Genomic DNA, 22882 nt, shown 5'->3' on the forward strand with positions numbered 1-22882 from the left:
GTCTACGCGACGTCGATGAAAATCGGTGTGGGCGTGACCTCTACTCGCAGCACGCCGTTGCGTGCCTCGCTCGGGATCTCGGAGTCGAAGACGTCCACGGCGATCGCCTGAGGGTGCGGCCAGTTCCAGGTGAACTCGGTGGGCGGCTTGTCTTCTTCGCTGTCGCGACGTTCCCAGACGACCAGCAACGGTGCGCGGTCGCCGCGCTGGACCTCGAACAAGTACAGGTCAGGAAGGTCCGGAACGGTGAGTCTCCGAACCCGGTCGGCGCCAGCGAGTTTGCGTGCCAGCAGCTCGAAAGTGTCGGCGGCCGGGTACCGATCGCCGAGAGCGTCGCCGTCACAGTCCATCAGTGCGAGTTTGCCGAACAGCAGCGCTCCCGCGAAGCGGCCGTCGCGGCGAAGCGGGCGCTCGGGGGCGAGCGGATAGTGGAAGGTGCGCCGCACGCCCGTCGAGAGCGCGAGCATGGTGCGCATCACCAGATCCCGGCACGCCAGCCGATGACGCCGGTCCGCCAACTCCTCGGGGCAGTCGACCATGAACATCTGTAGCGTGGGCGCCAATTCGTCCATGCGCTCGTAAAGCTCCACCACGGCAGCGTCTTCCGCGGCCACCAGTTCCTCTGCGGTGTCGGGCATGGGCACCTCACCTTGAAACTGTTGTTGATTCGCCACGAGTACGTCTTTCAAATGCGGCAGGTTCTCGCGGAACTCGATGGGCAGCGGGCCGCCGTGCTCGCCCGCGACAACAGGCTTCTGATACCCGTAAATCGCCATCTGCGATCGGCTCGCGTCGATGAGCGCCGGCACCAGGTACGGGTCGCCGTAAGGGTGGACGTCGAATACATCGAAGTACTCCCCCGTCGCACGCAGCACCTCGCCGAAGAACGACGCCCACGTCTTCGCCCCCGCCGCGCCGTCACCGAGCATCGCGCCCGGCACCGCGCCGCCCAGCACCACCAAGGCGTCCGGGTCGGCCTCCTTCACCGCACCGTAGAACTCGCGCAGGTGGGTCACGTACTCCTCCGCCGTGCCCGCCCAGAACAGTCGCAGGCACGGCTCGATCTCGCACTGCCAGAAGCGAATTCGGCCCGGCCTGCGCCCCACCAGCTCGCTCACGAAGCGGCGGTATCGATCCAGGTCGACCGCGGGCGAGGCCGGCAGCCACCCCGTGGCGTGCCGCGTCGCCCAGCGCGAACCCGCGCACACCGTGACCCACGCCTCGACGCCGTCCTCGAGTTGGTCCAGCAGGCTGTCGACGGCCTCCCACACCCATCGGCCGGGCTCCGGCTCCACCTGCGACCAGAAGATGTTCACCCGCACGATGCCCGCGCCCATCGAGCGCGCCTGCGGCACGAAAGTCTCTGGCGGACCGAATAATCCGAAAGAAGTGGCGCGAACTACGCCCAAACGGATGTCGGGTAGCAAGTCCTCGAACGGCGCGGTAGCGGTCATATCAAACTCCTCTGCTCACACTTAGGGGACGGATCGTCCTCTAAGCTGTCTGCGAGGATAGCAGCAGTAGGGGACTCACCGTCCCTTAACTTAGGAGCGAGAGTGCCGGAGCAGTCAGATCCCCGGAAGGCCCCACGGCGGCGCGGCGAGGTCTTGGAGCAGGCGATCCTGCAAGCGACACGCGAGGAACTCGCACAGACCGGCTATCCCGGCCTCACCATCGATCGAGTAGCGGCCCGAGCCCGCACCAACAAGACCGCCATCTACCGCCGCTGGCCCAACCGAGCCACCCTCGCGGTCGCCGCGCACAGCGAAGCCGCCCTCGCCGAAGACCTCCCCGACACCGGCGACCTGCGCACCGACGCCCTCACCATGCTCCGCAACGCCGCAGACCGCATCGCCTCCCCCCAGGGCGAGATCCTGCGAATTCTCGCCACCGAAATGGCCGCCGACCCAAACCTCCTGCGCGCCACCCGAGCACAACTCCTCGACGCCGCCGCAACCCGATGGCTCACCGTCCTAAAGCGAGCCGTCGCCCGAGGGCAAGCCCGCCCCGAAGCACTCGCCCCGCGCATCGCGACCGTCGCGGTAGACCTCCTCCGCAACGAGTACTTGGTCCGCGGCATCACCCAAATCCCCGACACCACCCTCGAAGAAATAATCGACACCATCTACCTACCTCTTGTGCGAGGAGTCGAATAGGGAAGGGCTCTCAGCCTACGAGTAACGTTGCGGCACTTTGGAACTGCTGCCGACAAGACCCGAGCCGTTGCCCAGTCGCCTTCGCGCGGGCCCCGAGTGAGCACCGTCGAACCGCCGATGACTGTCGGTCACACAGCCGATACCGCACGGATCGCACGCTCACGACACTGGCAGCAGTGACCGTTTCTTCCGCGGGGTGCATCCGGCGGCGCACTGCCCGATGCCCCTTCGGTCGACACGAGGTTTCCACGCGGGGCAGCGCCGCTACCGCAGGCACCAGCCGGGGACCCGCTTCACCGCCGACGCAACGAATGCGGCGCTTTCCCGTCGTGTGGGAGTAGGCGCAATCCGATGTGCCGACACTTTCTCGAAGGGACCAACTCAGCGATGAAGACGACTCGTCTCGGCATCAGCGTAATCTTCTGCGCCGCAGCATTTCTCTGCTCTCTCGGTGCCGCCCAGGCCTATCCCGGGCAGGGCACCACCCAGTCGGAACGGGACTACTGCATGGCCAACGCGGGCGACTGCCTGGCCGCCGACGACGCCAAGAATTGGGCGACAGGTGTCGCCGAATGGCGCTACCAGAACAATCCGCGCTCGCTGCACAACGGGGTGGGCGACGCTTTCCGACACTGCATCTGGGCGGGTGCCATCGCCCAGCGGATCGGGGCGGACCGCGCCGCCACGATCCTGAGCATCCACGAGAACAAGGACGACAATCCGCTCGATGAGTGGTTGATGGACACCGCCAACAACGAGACCGGTGTCCGTCTCGGTGTGGAGTCCAACAGCAAGGGCGGCGGCGACACCTGGGGCTGGATCATGAACCGCTGCGGCGCTCTCGCCGACGGCGGCAAGTTGAGAACGCTCCGCTGAGCCCATGCGGGTGTGCGCCGCTACTCCGTTGTGCTCGTCCATCGGCTCGCGGATCCGGTCCAGCGCCGATTCCGCAGCAACACCCTGCCGTCACCGGCATTCGAATCGATAGGCATTCAACGGTAATGACCACAGATACCGATCAGCTGTACATCCGAGCCCGCGCATTCCTCAGCGAGCTGTTCTACGCCAACTACGAGGGTTCGGTCGCCTTCCTCCGCCGCCGTGGTGCGCAGCACGCCGACGCCGAGGACATCACCTGGCACACGTATCAGGTCATGCTCGAGAAGCTGGCCGACGCTCGTGACGAGCTGCATGAGTTACGACGTCGGGAACCGGATGCGCAGAGCGAGAGCCGATCTCGCGAACTGGTCGAGCACTTGACGACTCGGCCGGGACGGGGACTGCTCTTCGAGGCGGTGAAGCATCGCCACATCAGCATTGCGCGTTCGGTGCGGCCGATACCGGTGGCTGAGCCCGCTCCGAACGAACCCGTGCCGTTCGAGGCGGCCGTGGCGAGCGACCACACTTCCGGCTCGGTCATAGACTCTGTCGACGATCGAGTCGGGACGATCACCGACGAAATGTACGGTGTCGACCCCGCCGACATCGTCATCACGGGGTATGCCTCGGCACAGCGACACAGTGCGCTGCGAACGCTGATTCGCGTCCTGGTCGAACGCGGCCGGCTCACCCGCGACGGCGTGGATTTGATCGATCAGATCTACCTGTTCACCGAAGCCGACGACGAGCTGGAAGAGCCGCCGATACCCGACGCGACATCCATCCGCCGGGAGCGCGAGGCACGAGTGCGCGCACGGCACCGGCGCGATCCCAATCGAGGCCGAATCACGAAGGTGGCGGCGAAGATCGGCACAAGCACGACGACGGTCTCCCGCCGCAACTCCACGCTGCTGACCATCCTGCGTCAGGCGATCTACTTCGCCGGGATACTCGCGGCACCGGGGACCCTGCACGACCCACACACCATTCACGCCGTCCTCGACGGCTATGAGAAATTCTGCGGTACAGCGGATTCCACCACGATCGAACTGCTCGGGTCGGCGGCCGGGGCGGTGCGTACGACCGAGGCGACGGGAAGTCGCGTAGACATCGATCGATTCCTCGCAGCGAGCAAGTCACCTGTGCCCGCGGGCGACATCGCCGAACGCCGCGCGGCGGAGATCGCTCGCGTACACGCGGAGGAGACCCGGTTCGCGATCTCCATCGAGAACCGGCACCCCAATTGCGTGGCCGTGTGTGGACCACACAACCCTGACCGCACCCGAACCTGGGAGCAATGAATCCATATGTCTGACAACGAATTCCGAACCCACCTAACCCTCGACGATCTCCGGTCGTACTTCGCCGCCGACGTGGACTCGACCGGCGACACGGACGACGACCTCCACCGGCAGGTGTCGTATGTCCTGTCGGCCTACCGCGGCGGCGTACTGCCCGGCCTGCATCCGTTGGAGATCGCCGAGGGAGCCGTGCTCGGTTTCACGGTGTTCCAGGCCGAGTCCGTCCTGGGAACCCCTCGGCTCCTGGACCAATTGCGCCGGCTCTGGCACGGCAAGCCTCCGAGTGCACGAATCCATCGGATCGCGGCGGCGGCCGACGAACGAGGCAGGCTGCACGCTCATCTGCTCTCGGCCGTCTCCGCCGAGCCCGCCGCCGAGGACGTGACGGCGCGCTTGCGAACGTTGCGGGTGCTCCAGCCACGCAGCGATCTGCCGATATCCGCCGCCGCCGAGGGCGGGTCACCGGTGCGGTCGCACAGTGAGATCGACTCCGAGCATCAGTTTCGGTTGACCCGCACGGCGCTGCCCGAGGAGGGGCGGCTCCATGTTGTGATCGAGTTCGTCCGAGACGCGGATCTGCATATTGCCACGTTGCTCATCGGGGCCGAGGCCATCAGGTTGTTCATCGTCCTGGAGCAGCAGGGCCCACTCGCGGTGGGGGAAAGCTTCATCGATATCGCACATGGCTGGGGCGAGATCGCGGTCACCGAACCTGTTGTGGTACAGAAAATTCCGGAAGCCCAGGCGGCGGATCTCAGTCGCTCGGCCGCCGCGTGCCCTCCGGGGGTCCACCCGGTGTGGGCGCGACTGGCGTCTTCGCTGCCCACCGATCACTGGGCGAGAGCGGCGATAGCGGAGGGCATGCCGTGACCGAGAACCACAGTGGTGAGGACTTTTTCGCCGATCGTAGGCCGCCAGTCCAGGCCGAAAGACAGCAACGCAGGGTGGAGCTCACCGGCAAGGAGCAGCAGTGGCTGGAGATCTGCCGCAACGCCGTTCTCGCAGGCCCGGAAGCGACCGCCCAGCTGCTGAGCGCCGATGACAACGCGGCCCTGCGGGACAATCCCACCCATCTCAGCGCGGCCCGCGCCAGCAAGGCGCTCGCCGTGGCCCTGACGACCCAGGACCTTTCCTGCGCCGATGTCGCTGCGGCGATTCAGCCGCTCATCGAGCACGCCGACCGGGCCGGCCTCGTCTCGACCGACCTCCAGTTGATAGATCCGCGGTTGCCGCTGGTGACCGAGGCAGAGCCGCTGTCGACGATCATCCGATACCTGCTCGTCGGCGATGGCGGCAAGCGGGCCCGCGGATTCGAGCGGGTCCGCGGGTTCACCCTGCTGCTGGCTCTGGAATTCGCGGGGCGGCCGCTCAAGACTCGGCACCACGCACAGACCACGGTATTGGTCGAGGTCGGCGGGTGCGGAAAGACCGCGACGTTGCACTTGCGTCATCTGGCCGACGGCCCAGTGGGTCTGCACCCCGACCCGGCGACGATGCTGTTTCTCGAAGCCGATCAGGAACTCGTGGACAGTTTCGCGCAGGCGTGGCGGTGCAGTCGTGGCGTCGGCAAGGCCTGCGTCGTCTGGTCGGTAATCCAAGACCATGGGGTTCCCGCCACCATTCTGCGCGGCCCCTCGATGGGCGCGGCCATGGCGGTCTGTCTCGACGACTTGTTGCCGCGCCCGCGCACCGGCCGCTGGCGTTGGCGTGAGCTCGATCCGCACAGCTCTGTCACTGCGGGATTGGACGGGCTGGCCCTCACCCGGGTGGGCTACTACGGCGAGAAGCTGAAAGCCGCGCAGGCGGCGGCGTTGCGAGTGATAGTCGCGAAGAGCGAACTGGATCGGGTGCGCGACATCGCGCCGGCCGGCTTCGGTGAATCGGTGCGAGGCGCCGCGACGGTGCCCGAAGCGATCAAGTGCACACGGCGGAATTACAACCGGCACGCGTTCGGCATGGCACTGCTCGCGTTCGGCCTGGTGGTCGTCGTCACGGTGGGCGGAGCCGCGCTGGTGAACGCGAGACTCGACGCGCAAGCGGCCGAACAGGAGGCGCAACGCACGCGCACCGAATCGCATTCGCGCTTGATCGCCAGTGCCGCAAGCGATTTCCGTCCGACCGATCCCGCGGTCGCTCAGCTCATGGCACTGGCGGCGTATCGGCTCGATCCCACGGTCAAAGCGCGGTCGGCGCTGTTGGACTCGACGGCGGTTCCGACTCCCGGACGTTTCATCACCGGCGCCGCCGAGACGGTCGCTGTCGTCGACCCGGTCGCCGGTCGGTGGGTCTGCTCGATCGGCGGTGACGGGGTGTTGCGGCTGTCCTCGACCAGTCACTACAGCACCGTCCTCGCACAGCGCACGGTGTCCGGCCGCGCGACGGCGCTGGCGGTCGACCGCACGGGCAGCACACTCGCGGTGGCCCTGGCGGGTGCTGTGCACGTCATGGACATCGTCGACGGACAGCAGCTGCGCCCGCGCGCCGAGATCGCCGTGGACGGTGTCGTACGCAGTGTCGCCTTCGGCGGCCGAGGGACTCACCTCGTCGTCGGCACGGACCGACAAGAAATCCAGCGGTGGGACATCGGCGCGACCCCGCCTCGAGTACTGGCCCCGCTGCGGGCCACTTCCGGCGATGTCATCGTGACGTTCAACGCGGCAGGCGATCTTCTCGTGACCGGAGACGCACAGGGCGAACTTCGCCTCTGGGACTACACCGATCCGCAGACCGAGCCTGCCCTGAGAGTCAGCCATCCGGCCGACAGCGGAACGGAGGCACAGGTCCACGCCTTGGCCGTCTCGCCGGACGGGACCACTTTCGCCGTCGGCGGCCGCAACGACCGGGTCGCGCTGTGGCGCATCTCCGCCGGCGAGCCGCGGTGGCTGCGCGATCTGACCGGATTCCGCAGCTACGTCAACGATGTGTCGTTCAGCGCGGACGGCCGTTCGCTCGCCGCCGGCAGTTCCGACAACACGACCAGGGTATGGAACCTGACCACCGTCTCCGACTCCGTCGCGCCGCCCGAGCCGGCCGTGCTGCCCGATCCCGCTATCGTCAGCTCGGTCGAGTTCACCCCGGACGGCAGAACTCTGGTCACCGCGGGCACCGATGGAGTGCTGCGCTTCTGGCCGCGACCCGGACCGATCCTGCCCGCGTCGACGACGGTGGTTTTCCAGACCTGGTGGGACCGGGCCGGAACACGCATGCTCAGCGGCACCGGCGCGTCGGATCCGACGACGCACCACTGGGACTTCACCGACCCGGCAGCGCCACGCCAATTCCCCGGCTTGCCCACTCCGGACGGACTGCGGAACTCCGGCGCCGCCGCGTTCTCGCTCGACGGCCGTCTCGCGGCCGTCGGCACGACAACGGGGCACGTCCACCTGTGGGACGTCGGCGTCCCCGAGAGCCCGCGACGACGGGGCGCGCCCTTCGCCGCCGTCGAGAAAATCGTCGCCGCGATGACGTTCGATCCTTCCGGGTCGGTGCTGGCGGTCGCCAGTCAAGACCACGACATCGTCACGCTGTGGGATGTGACCGGGCCGGATACTCCCGTTCGGATCGGTGACATCGACAGCGGCCCGGGGCTTCCGACGATGCTCGCGTACGCGCCGCAAGGCGATCTGTTGGCGATAGCCACCTCCGACGACCGCGTCCTGCTGTGGGACGTGACAGACCCGCGGCACCCTCGACCACGCCCACCGCTCACCGACCTCGGCGGCCGCGACGTGCTCTCCGTCGCGATCAGCCGAGACGGTCGCTTGCTCGCGGCCGGCGACGCCGACCACAGTGTGCACCTGGTCGATATCACGGATCGCGATCGGCCACGCATGCTTCCGACACTGCGTGGCCCCGCCGACGACCTGCTCACCGTCAACTTCAGTCCGGCGACCGATCGGGTCGTCGCGGGCGGATCCAACGGTGGCGCATGGGTGTGGAATATCGAAAATATCGACGCCCCAGCGCTTTATGCCGAGTTGCGCGCGTACAACGGTCGGGTCAACGACGCCGGATACGGTCTCGGCGGCCGCATCCTGGTCGGCGCGGGCCCCGACAAGGTGCTACGCATCTGGGCGACAGATCCGGAATCCGTTGCGGCGGCGCTGTGTTCGAGCGGGACCAGCCAACTGACGCACGAGGAATGGGAGCGCTACCTCGCGACGATTCCCTACCAGGGTTTGTGCCCGTGAACCGATAGCGGCAGGGCCTGGAGCGCAACGAATGCGCTGCTCGCTCGTCTCATCATCGATCGCCTTCCACGATCGACGATGAGGAGCTCACTGTGCTGCGACACGGCCCCGCCGACACCGCCGTCCTGGCCCACCCTTACCTCGACGACGTATCGGTCATCTGCGTAGCCGTCGTCGCCGTCATGGCGCTGGCTCTGCTCGGTTTCCTGCTCTTCCTCCGCTGGGGACGCAAGATCCTCGACAGCCACGGCGTCAGCGGCCTCGCGGGAGCCGTGGAGCTGGTGAAGGCGTGGCCCAATCCGTTCGACTTCGTCCCGAGTCTGTTGACCATCGCATCCAGCGCCGACCAGAAGGAGACCGAAACCGACACCGCTCAGACACCTTGACCCACAAGGCATTTCGCCGACAGCACCGCAACAACCACCCGAATCATCTCTCCGAAAGCAGATACCTCCGATGTCCTCTCATCGACTCTTCCCCCGGCCGTTCTCGTTGGCCAAGCTGATCCTCATCGCAGCCGCTGCGGCGGTGATGGCACTCGGCGGCCAACTCCTGCACGTCCCACAGGCACAGGCAGTCACGTGTTATGGCGACTACTGTTCAGGCCAGGATCCCTTCGCGTCCGGCTGCGCCGCAGACGCCCATCTCGAAGACGGTGCGTCCGTTTATGGGTCGTACGGTGAGTCGTACGTTCAACTGTGGTGGTCCGCCACCTGTAAGACGAACTGGGCCACCGCCAACCACTACGCCCCGTCCATCAAGGCTGTGCAGGACACCGGCTACGAGCAGGGCTACGGCGGTTTCGACGGAGCCCAGTCCTGGTCGAAGATGATCTATTCGCCCGTGCACCACGTGAAGGCGGTTATTTCTGGCGCTTGGGGGGTTACCCAAACCACCTACATCTGATCCGAATCGCTATGCGAACGATGGGTCCTGGTTGTGACAACCAGGACCCATCGCTATCCGCTTACTCCATGGCGATCGGTGACTGCGGATGTGACAAGGGAGACTCAGGGAAAGCCTCGCTACCGAGCCCCCGCATCAGAGCTATCGCGAGACCGGCGGCCGGAAACCACTGGGCCACTTCGTATTAACCGAATACTTGATCTCGCCCCAATGAGCACCCGCGATGACAGCATCGGTCAGATCGGCATCGGACAAGTCCGCTCCGGTGAAGTCAGCGGCGGCTAGATTCGAACCAGTGAGCAGTGCGCCGATGAGCGAGGCATGACAGAGATTGGCACCCGCAAGGTTTGCACTCGTCAGATCGGTGCCGTCCATCGTTGCCCGCTCCAGTTGTACCTCTCTCAGATTCGCGTTACCCAGGTTCGATCGGCGGAGGTCAGCGCGGTTCAAATTCGCCTGCGCCAGCAGAAAATTGCCGAGATCACACCCGATGATCACCGATCGCTCGACGACTGTGTAAGCGGTCGACCATGACTTCTCTTCGTCAGAACTATTTCGCCGGTCAGCGATCAGACGAAGTATTGTCCGCCGGACGTCCCGCTCGGCGAGTTCGACCATCGTCGGTTCCTCACCGCCCACCTGCCCGGGCCATGGCCCACGGAGGTACAGGCGTAAGAGGTTGATGCACACCTGCCGTTCGTCATCGTCACCGAAGGCGTGCCAATCATCGGCTAACGAACTCAGCGCATAGACACCGCCGAGGCGAACCGCTGCCGAATCATGCGCGACCTGGTTGACGATCGTCGCATAGCGCTCTCGTAACGCGGACTCGCGCGCTCGCCGGCTGTCATCTCGATACCTCTCACGCTCACGGTCCGCATCTTCCCGATGATGAGCATCGAGCAACACCCGGGTCCGTTGGCCGTTCGCATAGGCGAGAACACCAGCGATCATTGCCCCCAGCCCAGCGAACGCAGTTGCGAGCGGCTGCGCCGTAACCTTCCAGAACTCCGAAGAAGAGGGCACTACGAGCGCTATAGCAAGAATGACACCGCCGAGCCCTAGGACAGCAACGGCCGCCAGCATCCTGATGTTGCGAGTTGATCTGGGCGACCGCCACCGCCAATCCGGGCTCACGCAGTGAGATTTACCACTTGCCCAGCGAGTTGGAGATCGAACGTACCGATGATCATGGGCAGCCCCCATTTGTCGTCACATATCCCGATAAACCGCCGTCGGGGTACCAACCTCCGCACCACTGCGCCGGGACGGCGCCAGACTACGGGCACCGACCACTCCCGGCCGCGCCGCTGAGGAATTCGGTCAGCAGGGGGGCGAGGAGGTCCGGGCGGTCGAGGGGGATGATGTGGCCGCAGTCTTGGAGTACGTGCTCGGTGAGGGTGTCGGTGATCGGGCGTAGTTGGTTGGCCAGTGCGTCGCCGACGGGGCGGGCGCCGATCGCCATGGTCGGGACGGTGAGGCGGGTGGCGGCGACGGCCTGGCGGATCTGATCGGCGGTCTCGGGCATCGCCCGGTAGTGGGCGAAAGCGCATCGCAGGGCGTCGGGGCCGGTGTATGCGCTGGTGAAGGCGTCGCGGATGGCCGGGGGCACGCCGCGGCCTCGGGTGCCGATGGACAGGAACCAGTCGATGTAGTCGGATTCGTTTCCGAGAAGGACTTTTTCGGCCAGGCCCGGCACGGCGTGGAGGCCGAACCACCACGGTGGGCCACCCGCGAGAAAGGCTTCGGCGCCGGGCAGCGGGCCCAGGACGGCTTCCATGAGGACCAGGCGCGAGACGCGGTCCGGTCGCCGCATTGCCAGTAGGAAGGCTGCGGTCGCTCCCAAATCCATTGCGACAACGGCGGCCCTCGTTTCGCCGAGGGCATCCAGTAGGGCTTCCGCGTCGGTGGCGAGCGTGCCCGCGTCGTAGCCGCCGGGTGTGCGGGTGCTCGCGCCGAGCCCGCGCAGGTCGGGCGCGATCACCCGATGATGTTGCGCGAGTGGGCCGATCACCTCGCGCCACACCTGCCAGGTGTGTGGGAATCCGTGCAGCAGCAGGACCGCTGGACCCGTGCCGGCGATGGCGGCGGTGATATCGATGCCGTTGGCCGTGATCTGCCGCACGGCGATGTCAGGTTGTTCCCTGGCCATTCGAGCCTCCAGTTACCTATGGTTACTACGTGAACATAAGTAAGCTGCGGCAACCTGCCAAGACGGCACTTTCGACACAGGTGGTGAGCTCGAGGTGACTGCCCCGACCGGCGAACGCCCCCGCGGCGATCTGTTCTCTCCGGCGTGCCCGACCCGTCGCCTCCTGGATCGGCTGGGCACCAAATGGGTATCGATGGTGGTCAAGTTGCTGGCCGAGGCCGCGCCGGGCGAGGTGCGCTTCGCCGAACTCCAGCGGCGCATGCCCGGCGTTTCACAGAAGATGCTGTCGGTGACGCTGCGCGACCTGACCCGCGACGGGCTGGTCGACCGCCGCGTCGAATCCACGGTGCCCCCGCGGGTGCACTATCGACTCACCGAGCTGGGGCTGTCCCTCGAGGTTCCGCTGGGCGCCCTGCGCGCCTGGGCGCAGGATCACATGGCCGAGATCGACGCGGCGCGCGACACCGCCGCCGCGCGGGATTGAAGCCGCCGTAGCGGAAGTTGTCTGCGCGGTCAGACGCGCGCCGTGGAGTCGGATCGGTGCGCCGGGGCGGTGAGGAGATGGTCCAGGTGAGCACTCGACCATCCGCACAGTCCGTGGATCGTCTGCACGAGCCCCTCCCCGGCCGCGGTGAGGTGGTAGTCGACGCGCGGGTTGGCGGTGCGGTGGTCGAATCTGGTTATCAGACCGTGGTTTTCGAGTTCACGCAAAGTCTGGGTGAGCATTTTGTAGCTGATGCCCTCGACGGCACGGTGTAATTCGCGGAACCGATACCGGCCTGCCGCGATTTCCTCGAGCACCCGCAGACCCCACTTCGTCGACACCGCGGCGAAGACTCGCCAGGCAACCTCACGCCCGAGTTGTTCCGCATCCCGCATCGACAACCACCGCTCACCTCGAAGTGCGTACTGCCGGTCCCGGCAATCCCACAGTAGCTTCGCCGACGTGCAGATATTGAAGACCTACGCCCGCCTGTTCGTCGCCGATCTCGACACCGCCCTACCGACCTACGAGAAACTCGTCGGCACCCCCGCCGACCTCCGATTCCCCTTCGAACAAGCCGAACTAGCCGCCATCGGCGACTTCCTCCTCATCGCAGGCTCACCCGAACACACCGACCGATTCCGCACCACGATCGGCCCGGTAATCGTCGACGACCTGAACCAGCTGATCACCGAACTCACCGCAGCCGAGGCCACCCTCACCGCCGGCCCCCTCCACAGCGAAACCGGCCGCTTCGCCTACCTACGCCACCCCGACGGAACAGAGGTCGAGTACGTGGAATGGTCACCAGAGGTGCGCACCCGGGTGCTCGCTTAACACAGCCGTCCCAGGCATTTTCCCGACGTGTCACACAGCTGTTTCCCAGGTCATAGCGGGACTGGAATACCCCGGGCGAACTGACCGTTGAACACCCTGTCGACGTCCGGACAGCCCCGGGCCTCACCCCTTAGTCGCTCAGAGCGACCACTCGCCGAGAGGCGCTTGTGGGACGTCGACCTCGAAGTCGGAAGACTCGAAGCCGCCAAGCGCAACCGCTTGGCGGCTTTTCGGCGTTCAGTCGTCGATGTCGGACACGGTCTGGCCGAGCACGGATCGTCACCGAATCCTCGCAAACGCCTGAACAATCGATCGCTGTCCGAGTATCCTCGATATCGCGAAGCTCAAAGGGTCTGTGCGACAACATCTTCCGCACGCTTCGCTGCTGATATCACCTGTCGCGCCATCCCCGTTTCACCTACACCATTCTGCGTTGCGCAAGCCGTAAAGATGCACCCGCACGTGCTCGATGTTCTTCCTCGCGCGAACACACGGGCGGCCGGGCCGTATGCCCGGCCGGCGGAAATCCTTCGGAACGAACCAGATCGGGAAGGAACGGAAAATGCCGGAATCCAGCTCGAACCAAACCAGCTTTCTGACCGAGGAGCAAGAGAACCAAGCCCTGGAGGTCGGGCACGCCCTGTTGACCGGCGATGTCGGCACGACCCCCTCGGTCCTCGCCGGAGATATCGCCGAGGTGCGCAACAACTGCACCTTGGGAGCGGCGCGAATTCCCGTGACCACCAAGGACGACCACGGCCGAGACGTCGAGCTCGACGCCTTCGCCGCGGCACCCCTGCTCGGCCGCACGCACCCCGTCGTCATCCTGCCCGCCGGGCTGACCAAGATCGGCTGGAAGATGTACTACGGCGCCATTGTGCGGCTGCTGCTGCGCGGCTACGCGATCGTCGCGTACAGCGAACGCGGCCTGGGGGATTCGACCGGGCAGCTGACCGTCGCCGGGCCCGAGGACATCACCGACGCCCGCGAGGTCATCGATTGGACGCTGGGTCAAGACAATCTGCGCGCCGACCCCGGCAACATCGGGATGCTCGGCCTGTCCTACGGCTCGGGCATCAGCCAGCTCACCGCACTCGCCGACCCACGGGTCAAAGCCGTTGTCGCCTTGAGCACATGGGCGGACCTGGGCGAGGCGCTCTACGACAACTCGACCCGGCACATGAAGGCCGCAAGGGAACTCGCCGAAGTCAGCACCGAGCCCAGCGCCGGATTGACCAAGGTGCTGGAGAACTTCGAGAAAAACGAGAACATCGACGAGGTGCTGACCTGGGCGCGGGACCGCTCCCCCGCCCACAAACCGGCGGTCGAGGGACATTACGCGCCCACGTTCTTCACCACCTACTGGCACGAGACGATCTTCCCGGCGAACCAGCTGCTCGACTATATCGATCGTTATCCCGGTCCGAAGCGGGTGGACAGCGCCGTCGGTGACCACGGCGCGGTCGACGTCCTCGGCACGGCCACCGGCATCCCCCAGCGCACCCCCGACGCGGGCTACGCCTGGTTCGATCGTCACTTGCGCGGGATAGACAACGGCATAGACCGCGACGGCATCCTGCACACCGAAACCATGCACACCTTCGCCATCTCCACCGCCCCGGACGTGGCGACATGGTCGAAGACGCCACAGCGCCTGTTTCTGGTCGCCCCCACCGACGAGGAAGCCGACGGCCTGTTGGAGCCGACCCAGCCGACGTCCTACCTGCAAAGTTTCCAGGCCGGAACCCAACAGGTCCAAATGACCTCGGCGCTGATCTTCGGCGGCTGGCGCGAGCGCTTCGGCTTCCCGGACCACCAGTCACTGGCAGCGGTGAAACGCCGCGAGGCCGCGGTGTGGAAGATCCCATCCCTCTTCACCGAAGCCCAGCACATCGCAGGCATCCCGACAATGCGGCTGACCGTCACCCCACCGGACAAAACCATCACCCTCATCACCTACCTCTTCGACCACAACCCCGCCGCCGACACCCTCACCCTCATCACCCACGCCGCCACCACCCTCGACACCCTCGAACCGGCCCCGACCGACATCACCTTCCGGCTCCAAGCCGCCGACTACCACGTCCCAGCCGACCACCAACTCGTCCTGATCACCGATACCCGAGACCCCCTCTACGACGACGGCCACACCATCACCACGGGCGCCGTCGAACTGTCCGACGTAAAAGGCCCTGCCTACCTGGACATCCCGATGATCCCGAGTCCGCGAGCCTTCGCCTCCTGATCCCTGGCCGGACCGGTCCGCACCAAGGACCGGTCCGGTGCGCGGTCGCGGAATCAATACAGCCACCTGGAGCACTTCGGGCCGTCGAGACAAGCGGCCCACTCCCGCACGCCGACCTGCTCGATGTGCTTCGCACAATGCCGGCACGCCACCGGACGCCGCGGCGGTCACAACGGTCATCTGCGTCGCCGGAAGATCAACGGGCCGAGATCGTTTCCGCTTCAGCGAAGCACTCATAATGCCGATTCGAGCGAATACCGGTCGGGTGATCAGGCTTCGGCGAGGTCACACTCGGCAACCCGAGCCAGCATGCTCAGCATCAGCTTTCGCTGCGCACTGGGGATCCCGTCGAACGCGCGAGTCTCAGCGGCGTCGCGGGCAACGGCGAACTGGGCGTGGACGCGTTTACCCGCGGAGGTGATGCGGGGGATCCGCACGCGCCGGTCGGTCGGGGCGACCGTGCGGGTGACGAGCTTCTGCTTTTCGAGGCGATCGAGCACGCTGATCAGCGTCGATTTGTCGACGCACACGATGCGGCTCAGTTCGAGTTGGTTCGCTTGCTCGCCGTCGGCGAGTGCCGCGAGTACAAGCCAGTCGCGCATGTCCCGCAACCCGATCTCGACCGCGGCGCGGTCGAGATGGTCCGCCATGCGTGCGTTCGCCGCGTGCAGCAGGAAAGCGAGGTCGTTCGGACGGCTGTGCGCCCCGGAGGCCTGACCGTTCTCCGGGGCGGCGAGTGGTCGCGAGGTCTCCATGGTCGCCATCGTAGCCAGTCCGGCCAGTTGAGCCAAGTTCATATTAGTTCAACCCCAATCATCTTGACTCAAACTATCTCGGGTCGTACTGTTTGGACAGTCAACGTAATACGTTCTGCGCCAGGAGAATCGAATGTCGTCCGCGCCCCGCCCACTCCGGATTTCCCGTGACATCGTCATTGCCGCACCGCCGTCGGCGGTGTTCTCGGTGCTGGCCAATCCGCATCGCCACGCGGATTTCGACGGATCCGGCACCGTACAGAACGTGGTCTCGGGACCGGACCGGCTGAGCATGGGCGCCACGTTCAGGGTCGCGATGAAGCTGTTCGGTGTGCGTTACCGGATCCTCAACACGGTCGTCGAGTTCGAGGCCGACCGGCGCATCGCCTGGTGCCATCCCGGCAAGCACCGCTGGCGCTACGAACTCGAGGAGGTCGACGGCGGAACCCAGGTGACCGAGACCTTCGACCTGTCCACCTCGCCGGTCCGCGCACTGCTCGTGCGCACACCATGGCCGCGCTGGAACGCCGAAGGCATCGCGAAGACGCTGCCGCGGCTCGGCACTCTCGTCGAGAGCGGCCTCTGACATGCCGTCCGCACCTCGACCATTCCGGATAGACATCCCCGACGCAGACCTCGCGGACCTGACTCAGCGCCTGGACCGCACTCGATGGCCCGATGAAATACCCGGGGCCGGTTGGTCCTACGGCGTCGACAAGACGTGGCTGCGGGAGTTGGCCGACTATTGGCGCGACGGCTACGACTGGCGAGCGCACGAAGCCGCACTCAACGCGCACCCGCAGTTCACCGTCGACATCGACGGGCAGAACATCCATTTCCTACACGTCCGCTCTCCCGAGCCGGACGCGACACCGTTGATCATCACCCACGGCTGGCCGAGCACGATCGCCGACTTCCGAGCGATCCTCGGACCGCTGAGCGATCCCCGCGCGCACGGCGGCGATCCGGCCGACGCTTTCCACGTCGTCGCCCCGTCGCTGCCCGGCTACGGGTTTTCCGGCCCGACCCGCGAACGTGGCTGGGGCGTCCATCGCACCGCCCGTGCCTGGGCCGAGTTGATGACCAAGCTGGGGTATGAACGCTACGCGGTCCAGGGTGGGGATTTCGGCAGCCTCATCGCGCCCGAGCTGGGCCGCGTCGCCCGCGAGCGGGTGATCGGCATCCACGTCAACGCACTGGCCTTCGCCGCCTCACCCATGACTCCCGACGAGCTAGAACTGCTCGACGAGGCGGACCGCGAACGGGCGCTGAACCAGGAACGCTGGTGGTATGGACGCTCGGGCTACATGCACCAGATGAGCACCCGTCCGCAGACGATCGCCTACGCGCTCAACGACTCCCCGGTCGGGCAGCTGGCCTGGAACCTGGAATGGTTCGTCGACTACGACCCGACACAGACACGCCAGACCCCCGTCGATCGAGACGCGATCCTCACCAACGTCACCATCTACTGGCTCACCGGGACCGCGGGGTCCGCGGCACGGCTCTACTTCGAACTCGGACCCGAGTTCCGAGCGGGCAGGCCGTCTCCTTCGGGGGTTCCGACGGCTGTCGCGAACTTCCCCGGAGACAACGCGATTCAGGATCTTGCACGACTGTCGCATGTGATAACCCGGTGGCGAGACTACGACCGTGGCGGACACTTTCCCGCGCTGCAAGCACCACAGGAACTCATCGCCGACATCCGGGAATTCTTCCGTCCCCTTACGGACACGCCTCGGCGCACGAATACTCCAACCGCGGAAAGGAATCACTGAATGCGAATCGGCGTCGGACTTCCCAACCAGGTACGCAATCTCGACCCGACGACCATCCCGCGCTGGGCAGCGCGGGCCGAGGACGCCGGGTTTTCCACCATGGCCACCACCGGACGCTACGCTTACCCGGGCATCAGCGACACCGTCGCGCTCGCGGCCGCAGCCGCGGCGACCACGACGATCGGCCTGCTCAGCGCGGTCCTGCTGGCCCCCGCATGGCCAGCCGCCCTGCTGGCCAAGGAGATCGCGGACATCGACGGAATCTCCGGCGGCCGCCTGACCCTCGGCATCGGAATCGGTTCGCGCGCAGAAGAATTCACTGTACCCGGGCATGACCTCCCCGGTCGCGGCGCTCGCCTGGAATCCGACCTGGCGCTCTACCGCGACGTATGGGGCGGCAATCCCGTCGGCAACGCACTGAACCCTGCCGTGCCCTCAGGAACCCGGCAAGTCCCGCTGCTGTTCGGCGGATACTCCGCTCCCACACTGGACCGCATGGCGCGCTGGGGCGAAGGCTACATCGGCGGCGCACTGCCACCGGCCATGACAGCACCCAGCTTCGCCGCGGCACGGCGAGCCTGGCAGGAGGCTGGACGCCAGGGAACTCCGAGACTTGTCGCCCTCGCCTACTTCGCCCTGAGCGACACCGAAACCGGACGATCGAACATCCGGGACTTCTACCGGCTGGCCCCCGAACCCATCGCAGGCAACGTCACACTCTGCACCACCCCGACCATGATCGAACAGACCATCGCCGACTACACCGACCTCGGTGTCGACGAGATCATCTTCACCCCCGCCACCGACGACCTCGACGAACTCACCCGCCTCGCCGACGCCGTCAACTGAACGGCCCGACCGAAGTCGTTGCGGCGCTTCCCCACCGAAACGGTCGCCGACTACGGGACCATGGCGTGGCCTGGATTCATCGCACCCCACACACAGTAGGTGCGCCTCTGGTCAGTGCCCCCAGTCGGACTCGAACCGACACTCGATGGATTTTAAGTCCACTGCCTCTGCCAATTGGGCTATGGGGGCCGTCCGGGACAGCGTACCGAGTCGTACGGGTGTACCGGAATTCCGAGTGATCTAGCTGTGCAATGTGTCGGGGTCCTCCTGGGGAAAGTCGGGCAGTTGACCAAAAAGTGACTAGCGCCTCGGCGGTAGGGGGATGCGGGTTAGGTCGGTGGCTATGTGGAGGGGGCCGGGGAAGTGGTGGCGGGCCTCGGTCAGGTGGGCGGAGAGGTCGCGGTAGCGCTGGGAGAAGTGGGTGAGGACGAGGGTGCGGGCGCCGGCGGTGGCGGCGGCGCGGGCGGCCTGGCCCGCGGTGAGGTGGCCGTATTCGGCGGCGAGGTGGGCGTCGGCGTCGAGGAAGGTGGCCTCGATGACGAGCATGTCGACGTCGGCGGCTAGTTCGTGGACGCCGTCGCAGACGCGGGTGTCCATGACGAAGGCGAAGCTTTGGCCGGGGCGGGGCTCGCTGACCTCGTCGAGAGTTATTGTGCGGCCGGAGACTTCGACCTCGCCGTGCTGTTGCAGGCGGCTGATGATGGGGCCGGACAGCCCGACGTCGCGCAGTCGGTCGGGCAGGATGCGGCGGCCGGGTGGCTCGGTGAGCCGGTAGCCGAAGGTGTCGACGGGGTGGGACAGCGGGACGGCCGAGACCGCGAACGGCGCGCCGGGGAAGTCGACCGCGCCCGCGTGATGGATTGGGCGAGGCCGCAATTCGGCGCGCCGGTAGTACGACGTGGCGTTGACGAGCCGGTCGTAATACTCGGCGCCCGAGGCGGGGAAGCAGACGTCGACGGCGTGCGGCACGTGGTCGAGACTGATCCGCTGCGCCACGCCGGCGAGGCCGAGGCTGTGGTCGCCGTGGAAGTGGGTGATGGCGATGCGGGTGATGTCGGTGGCGGACACGCCGGCGTAGGTCATCTGCCGCTGTGTCCCCTCGCCCGGATCGAACAGCACCCCTTCCTCGTCCCACCGCAGCAGATACCCATTGTGGTTGCGCTGCTTGGTCGGTACCTGGCTGGCGGTCCCGAGGACGACGAGCTCCCGCGGCGACACGCTAAACCCGTCCTGACGGCATGCCCTACTCCGCGGGAGTGTTGCGCAGGACGGAGTGGCGCCGGCTGTAGGCGAAGTAGATGACGAAGCCGACGGCCATCCAGACGATGAAGCGCAGCCAGGTCTCCACCGAGAGATTCAGCATCAACCACAGGCAGGCGAGCACGCCGAGGATCGGGACCAGCGGCACGAGCGGCACGCGGAAGCCGCGCGGCAGCTCGGGGCGGGTGCGGCGCAGGATGAGCACGCCGACCGAGACGAGCACGAACGCGAACAGCGTGCCGATATTGACCATCTCTTCCAGCGTGCCGAAGTCGACGAAGCCGGCGAGCACGGCGCAGATGACGCCGACGATGGCGGTGATGCGCACGGGCGTGCCGAATTTGCCGGTATGGGCGAGCTTGCGCGGCATGAGCCCGTCGCGCGACATCGCGAACAGCACGCGGGTCTGCCCGAGAAACATGACCATGACGACCGTGGTGAGGCCGGCGAGCGCGCCGATGGAGATGATGTTCTTCACCCAGGTGTCGCCGTGGATGGCGAAAGCCGTTGCGAGCGTGGCGTTGTCACCGGAGAGCTCGGTGTAGGAGACCATGCCGGTGAGCACGAGCGACACGGCGACGTAGAGCACCGTGACGATGAGCAGCGAGCCGAGGATGCCGCGCGGCACGGCCTTCTGCGGGTTCTTGGTCTCCTCGGCGGTGGTCGCGACGACGTCGAAGCCGATGAACGCGAAGAACACCAGGCTGGCCGCGGCGAGCAGGCCGTACCAGCCGAAGGTGCTGTGTCCGCCGCCGGTAAGGAAGGAGAACAGCGACTGGCGCAGTCCGTCGCCCGCCTCGCCCGGCTGCGACGGCGGAATGTAGGGGGTCAGGTTCTCCGACTTGAAGTAGGTGAGGCCGACGATCAGCACGAGCGCGATGACGGCCAGCTTGATGGCGACCGCCACCGCGGACACGCGCGAGGACACCTTGGTGCCGGTGGCGAGCAGCACGCCGAGGACGGCGATGAGCAGCACGGCGCCCCAGTCGAAGGACACCGAGCCGATGTGCAGGATCGGCGCCGTGCCCATCACCTCGCCGAGGTACTGCGACCAGCCCTTGGCGACGACCGAAGTGGCGAGGGCGAATTCGAGGATGAGGTCCCAGCCGATGATCCACGCGACGAGTTCACCGAAGGTGGCGTAGGAGAAGGTGTAGGCGCTGCCCGCCACCGGCACGGTCGAGGCGAACTCGGCGTAGCAGAGCGCGGTGAGCCCGCAGGCGATCGCGGCGAAGACGAACGCGAGCGAGACCGACGGCCCGGCCACATTGCCCGCGGTGCGCGCGGTGAGGGTGAAGATGCCCGCGCCGATCACCACCGCGACGCCGAAGACGGTGAGGTCCCACGCGGTCAGGTCCTTGCGGAGTTTCGAGTCGGGCTCGTCGGTGTCCTTGATGGACTGCTCGACGGATTTGGTGCGGAACACCCCGCCCCATCGACGCGGATCCTGTCCCGTCGCGTTCTCCGGCTCCCGGATCGCCACGCCTTCTCCTCTATCTCTGGTCATGCTGTCGACTCTGTCCTCTGTGTCCGGCACGCAGGCTAGTGCACGCCCTCCATGTGCCTGCTGATCCGCGGCGCGATGACGGCCACGACCAGCCCGGCGCAGATCGCGACCGCGCCGGTGATGCCGAAGTAGGCCACCTCGTGGTCTGAGTCATAGAACCGAGCCAAAGTACCCGACATCGAGGTGCCGATGCCAAGCGAGAAAAAATACAGCGCCATCATCTGCGCCCGGAAAGCTTCCGGCGCGAGCTGGGTCGTGACCGAAAGTCCGATGGGCGAGAGCAGCAGCTCGGAGATGGCGAAGCCGCCCATGACGACGAAGACCAGCAGGGCGGGCACGGTGGCCCCGCTGAAGCCGGCCAGCGGGACGAACAGCAGGAATGCGATGCCCATGCCGATCACGCCGAACGCGAACTTGCGCGGGGTGCTGGGAGCGCGCGAGCCGAGTTTGGTCCACAGGATGGCGAACAGCGGCGAGAGCGCGATGACCCAGACCGGCTCGACGGAGCTGATCCAGTTCGACGGAGCGGTCCAGCCGAAGATGTTCCAGTTCATCCGTTCGTCGGAGTACACCGTGAGCACCGTGAAGATCTGCTGGAACAGCGACCAGAACACCGCGTTGGCGACGAACAGCGGAATGAACGAGCGCACCCGGCTGCGCTCGACCGGCGACACCTTGGCGCTGGTGAGCATGACCCAGAAGTAGACGATCGTGGCGACGGCGATGACGCCGGTGGTCACGTCCGGCAGGTTGTCCAGCGTCACCAGCCCGGTGATGGCCACCACCGCGACCACGAGGACGGCGACGACGAGCACCGCGGCCAGCTTGCCGAACGCGTCGCGCGGCAACGGGTTGGGCACCTCGCGGCCGTGGGTGCCGAGGTTGCGCCGGAACACCACGTACTGGGTGAGGCCGAGCGCCATGCCGACGGCCGCCGCGCCGAACCCGTAGTGGAATCCGAGGTTGTCTTTAAGCAGGCCGGTGATCAGCGGACCGCTGAACGCGCCGAGGTTGATGCCGAGGTAGAACAGGGTGAATCCGCCGTCGACACGCGCGTCCCCCTTCTCATACAGCGTGCCGAGCAACGAGGAGGCATTGGCCTTCAGCGCGCCGCTGCCGAGCGCGACGAGCACCAGGCCGACGCCGACGCCGCTCAGGCCGGGCAGCACGGCCAGGGCGATATGCCCGGCCATCACCACCACGCCGCCGTAGAACACCGTCCGCTCCATGCCGAGCAGCCGGTCGGAGATCCAGCCGCCGAGCACGGTGGACAGGTAGACCAGGCCGCCGTAGGCGCCGACGATGCCCACGCCGGTGCTCTTAGCGAGCCCGAGCCCGCCGTCGGTGGTCGAGTAGTAGAGGTAGAAGCCGAGGATGGAGACCATCCCGTAGTACGAGAACCGTTCCCAGAGTTCGACTCCGAAGAGGTTGGTCAGCCCGATCGGGTGGCCGAAGATGGTCCGTCCGGCAATCGGTGAATCAGCCGTTTTCACTTCCGACATCCTCAGACCTTCCCATGTTTGCGACGATTCTTCGGCATCAATGCCGAAATTTCGAAGATCATCGCAGCGTCGCTCCTGGAG

Annotated in this window: 21 protein-coding genes and 1 tRNA gene; 13 read left to right on the forward strand and 9 right to left on the reverse strand. The window is 66.3% G+C overall.

Going from position 1 to position 22882, the window contains the following annotated elements:
- Positions 1 to 2: 2 nt before the first annotated feature.
- Positions 3 to 1454 (reverse strand): glycoside hydrolase family protein, encoded by a 1452-nt coding sequence (locus tag ON39_RS27645; protein WP_040738789.1) that lies wholly within the window; start codon positions 1452 to 1454, stop codon positions 3 to 5.
- Positions 1455 to 1556: 102 nt separating this feature from the next.
- Here ON39_RS27645 and ON39_RS27650 point away from each other — a divergent pair, with 102 nt between their 5' ends.
- From ON39_RS27650 to ON39_RS27680, 7 genes are all read left to right on the forward strand, one after another.
- Positions 1557 to 2156 carry a TetR-like C-terminal domain-containing protein gene (locus ON39_RS27650; protein WP_040738790.1) on the forward strand — a complete coding sequence of 200 codons (600 nt, stop codon included), beginning with the start codon at positions 1557 to 1559 and terminating at the stop codon, positions 2154 to 2156.
- Between the two features lie 387 nt (positions 2157 to 2543).
- Complete coding sequence (locus ON39_RS27655; protein ID WP_040738792.1) at positions 2544 to 3032, forward strand: DUF6973 domain-containing protein; 489 nt, start codon at positions 2544 to 2546, stop codon at positions 3030 to 3032.
- Between the two features lie 125 nt (positions 3033 to 3157).
- Positions 3158 to 4336: a hypothetical protein gene (locus ON39_RS27660; protein ID WP_040738793.1), complete on the forward strand. Its 1179-nt coding sequence runs from the start codon at positions 3158 to 3160 to the stop codon at positions 4334 to 4336.
- 6 nt (positions 4337 to 4342) lie between these two features.
- On the forward strand, positions 4343 to 5206 hold the full coding sequence (locus ON39_RS27665; RefSeq protein ID WP_040738794.1) for a hypothetical protein: 864 nt from the start codon (positions 4343 to 4345) through the stop codon (positions 5204 to 5206).
- Positions 5203 to 8526, forward strand: coding sequence for a WD40 repeat domain-containing protein (locus tag ON39_RS27670; RefSeq protein WP_146251033.1), 3324 nt, complete (start codon positions 5203 to 5205; stop codon positions 8524 to 8526). Before ON39_RS27665 ends, ON39_RS27670 begins: the two co-directional genes overlap by 4 nt.
- A 92-nt stretch (positions 8527 to 8618) precedes the next feature.
- Positions 8619 to 8912, forward strand: coding sequence for a hypothetical protein (locus tag ON39_RS27675; protein ID WP_040738797.1), 294 nt, complete (start codon positions 8619 to 8621; stop codon positions 8910 to 8912).
- A 106-nt stretch (positions 8913 to 9018) separates the two neighbouring features.
- Positions 9019 to 9432 carry a DUF2690 domain-containing protein gene (locus ON39_RS27680; protein ID WP_157195522.1) on the forward strand — a complete coding sequence of 138 codons (414 nt, stop codon included), beginning with the start codon at positions 9019 to 9021 and terminating at the stop codon, positions 9430 to 9432.
- A 141-nt stretch (positions 9433 to 9573) separates the two neighbouring features.
- Here ON39_RS27680 and ON39_RS46175 read toward each other — a convergent pair whose 3' ends face one another.
- Together ON39_RS46175 and ON39_RS27690 are read right to left on the reverse strand one after the other, a co-directional pair.
- Entirely contained in the window at positions 9574 to 10386 is an 813-nt protein-coding gene (locus tag ON39_RS46175) for a pentapeptide repeat-containing protein (RefSeq protein ID WP_157195523.1), read from the reverse strand.
- A gap of 325 nt (positions 10387 to 10711) precedes the next feature.
- Complete coding sequence (locus tag ON39_RS27690; RefSeq protein WP_040738799.1) at positions 10712 to 11584, reverse strand: alpha/beta fold hydrolase; 873 nt, start codon at positions 11582 to 11584, stop codon at positions 10712 to 10714.
- Positions 11585 to 11678: 94 nt separating this feature from the next.
- Here ON39_RS27690 and ON39_RS27695 point away from each other — a divergent pair, with 94 nt between their 5' ends.
- Entirely contained in the window at positions 11679 to 12068 is a 390-nt protein-coding gene (locus ON39_RS27695; RefSeq protein ID WP_040738800.1) for a winged helix-turn-helix transcriptional regulator, read from the forward strand.
- A 29-nt stretch (positions 12069 to 12097) separates the two neighbouring features.
- Here the strand turns inward: ON39_RS27695 and ON39_RS27700 are convergent, their stop codons facing one another.
- Positions 12098 to 12463, reverse strand: a complete 366-nt coding sequence (locus ON39_RS27700) for a winged helix-turn-helix transcriptional regulator (protein WP_040738802.1) — start codon at positions 12461 to 12463, stop codon at positions 12098 to 12100.
- Positions 12464 to 12530: 67 nt separating this feature from the next.
- On the opposite strand from ON39_RS27700, the gene ON39_RS27705 reads away from it, so the two are divergent.
- The gene (locus ON39_RS27705; RefSeq protein WP_040738804.1) at positions 12531 to 12905 is read left to right on the forward strand and encodes a VOC family protein; all 375 of its coding nucleotides are present in this window, start codon (positions 12531 to 12533) and stop codon (positions 12903 to 12905) included.
- A gap of 562 nt (positions 12906 to 13467) precedes the next feature.
- Positions 13468 to 15150 carry an alpha/beta fold hydrolase gene (locus tag ON39_RS27710; protein WP_169335923.1) on the forward strand — a complete coding sequence of 561 codons (1683 nt, stop codon included), beginning with the start codon at positions 13468 to 13470 and terminating at the stop codon, positions 15148 to 15150.
- A 269-nt stretch (positions 15151 to 15419) separates the two neighbouring features.
- On the opposite strand, the gene ON39_RS27715 is transcribed toward ON39_RS27710, so the two are convergent.
- Positions 15420 to 15947 (reverse strand): MarR family winged helix-turn-helix transcriptional regulator, encoded by a 528-nt coding sequence (locus ON39_RS27715; RefSeq protein WP_051187201.1) that lies wholly within the window; start codon positions 15945 to 15947, stop codon positions 15420 to 15422.
- Between the two features lie 91 nt (positions 15948 to 16038).
- Between ON39_RS27715 and ON39_RS27720 the strand changes: the two genes are divergently transcribed.
- From ON39_RS27720 to ON39_RS27730, 3 genes are read left to right on the forward strand one after another with little or no spacing between them, the layout of a single operon-like run.
- Entirely contained in the window at positions 16039 to 16491 is a 453-nt protein-coding gene (locus ON39_RS27720; protein WP_040738805.1) for an SRPBCC family protein, read from the forward strand.
- A gap of 1 nt (position 16492) precedes the next feature.
- A complete protein-coding gene (locus tag ON39_RS27725; RefSeq protein ID WP_051187203.1) occupies positions 16493 to 17683 on the forward strand; it encodes an epoxide hydrolase family protein in 1191 nt (396 codons plus the stop codon).
- Positions 17684 to 18532 (forward strand): LLM class flavin-dependent oxidoreductase, encoded by an 849-nt coding sequence (locus ON39_RS27730; protein ID WP_040738806.1) that lies wholly within the window; start codon positions 17684 to 17686, stop codon positions 18530 to 18532. It abuts the gene before it with no gap.
- A gap of 115 nt (positions 18533 to 18647) precedes the next feature.
- On the opposite strand, the gene ON39_RS27735 is transcribed toward ON39_RS27730, so the two are convergent.
- From ON39_RS27735 to ON39_RS27750, 4 genes are all read right to left on the reverse strand, one after another.
- Positions 18648 to 18721: transfer RNA gene (locus ON39_RS27735), tRNA-Leu, on the reverse strand.
- 111 nt (positions 18722 to 18832) lie between these two features.
- Positions 18833 to 19750: a ribonuclease Z gene (locus tag ON39_RS27740; protein WP_040738807.1), complete on the reverse strand. Its 918-nt coding sequence runs from the start codon at positions 19748 to 19750 to the stop codon at positions 18833 to 18835.
- 25 nt (positions 19751 to 19775) lie between these two features.
- Complete coding sequence (locus tag ON39_RS27745; RefSeq protein ID WP_246002769.1) at positions 19776 to 21299, reverse strand: APC family permease; 1524 nt, start codon at positions 21297 to 21299, stop codon at positions 19776 to 19778.
- A 35-nt stretch (positions 21300 to 21334) separates the two neighbouring features.
- On the reverse strand, positions 21335 to 22801 hold the full coding sequence (locus tag ON39_RS27750) for a peptide MFS transporter (RefSeq protein WP_040738811.1): 1467 nt from the start codon (positions 22799 to 22801) through the stop codon (positions 21335 to 21337).
- Positions 22802 to 22882: the final 81 nt, after the last annotated feature.

The sequence above is a fragment of the Nocardia tenerifensis NBRC 101015 genome (assembly GCF_000308715.1).
GTDB lineage: Bacteria > Actinomycetota > Actinomycetes > Mycobacteriales > Mycobacteriaceae > Nocardia > Nocardia tenerifensis.

Coding starts and splice junctions, on each gene's coding strand:
- ON39_RS27645 (WP_040738789.1), bottom strand. CDS start 1,454: ATGACCGCTACCGCGCCGTTCGAGGACTTGCTACCCGACATCCGTTTG.
- ON39_RS27655 (WP_040738792.1), top strand. CDS start 2,544: ATGAAGACGACTCGTCTCGGCATCAGCGTAATCTTCTGCGCCGCAGCA.
- ON39_RS27660 (WP_040738793.1), top strand. CDS start 3,158: ATGACCACAGATACCGATCAGCTGTACATCCGAGCCCGCGCATTCCTC.
- ON39_RS27665 (WP_040738794.1), top strand. CDS start 4,343: ATGTCTGACAACGAATTCCGAACCCACCTAACCCTCGACGATCTCCGG.
- ON39_RS46175 (WP_157195523.1), bottom strand. CDS start 10,386: ATGATCGCTGGTGTTCTCGCCTATGCGAACGGCCAACGGACCCGGGTG.
- ON39_RS27690 (WP_040738799.1), bottom strand. CDS start 11,584: ATGGCCAGGGAACAACCTGACATCGCCGTGCGGCAGATCACGGCCAAC.
- ON39_RS27700 (WP_040738802.1), bottom strand. CDS start 12,463: ATGCGGGATGCGGAACAACTCGGGCGTGAGGTTGCCTGGCGAGTCTTC.
- ON39_RS27710 (WP_169335923.1), top strand. CDS start 13,468: ATGCCGGAATCCAGCTCGAACCAAACCAGCTTTCTGACCGAGGAGCAA.
- ON39_RS27715 (WP_051187201.1), bottom strand. CDS start 15,947: ATGAACTTGGCTCAACTGGCCGGACTGGCTACGATGGCGACCATGGAG.
- ON39_RS27720 (WP_040738805.1), top strand. CDS start 16,039: ATGTCGTCCGCGCCCCGCCCACTCCGGATTTCCCGTGACATCGTCATT.
- ON39_RS27725 (WP_051187203.1), top strand. CDS start 16,493: ATGCCGTCCGCACCTCGACCATTCCGGATAGACATCCCCGACGCAGAC.
- ON39_RS27730 (WP_040738806.1), top strand. CDS start 17,684: ATGCGAATCGGCGTCGGACTTCCCAACCAGGTACGCAATCTCGACCCG.
- ON39_RS27745 (WP_246002769.1), bottom strand. CDS start 21,299: ATGACCAGAGATAGAGGAGAAGGCGTGGCGATCCGGGAGCCGGAGAAC.
- ON39_RS27750 (WP_040738811.1), bottom strand. CDS start 22,801: ATGTCGGAAGTGAAAACGGCTGATTCACCGATTGCCGGACGGACCATC.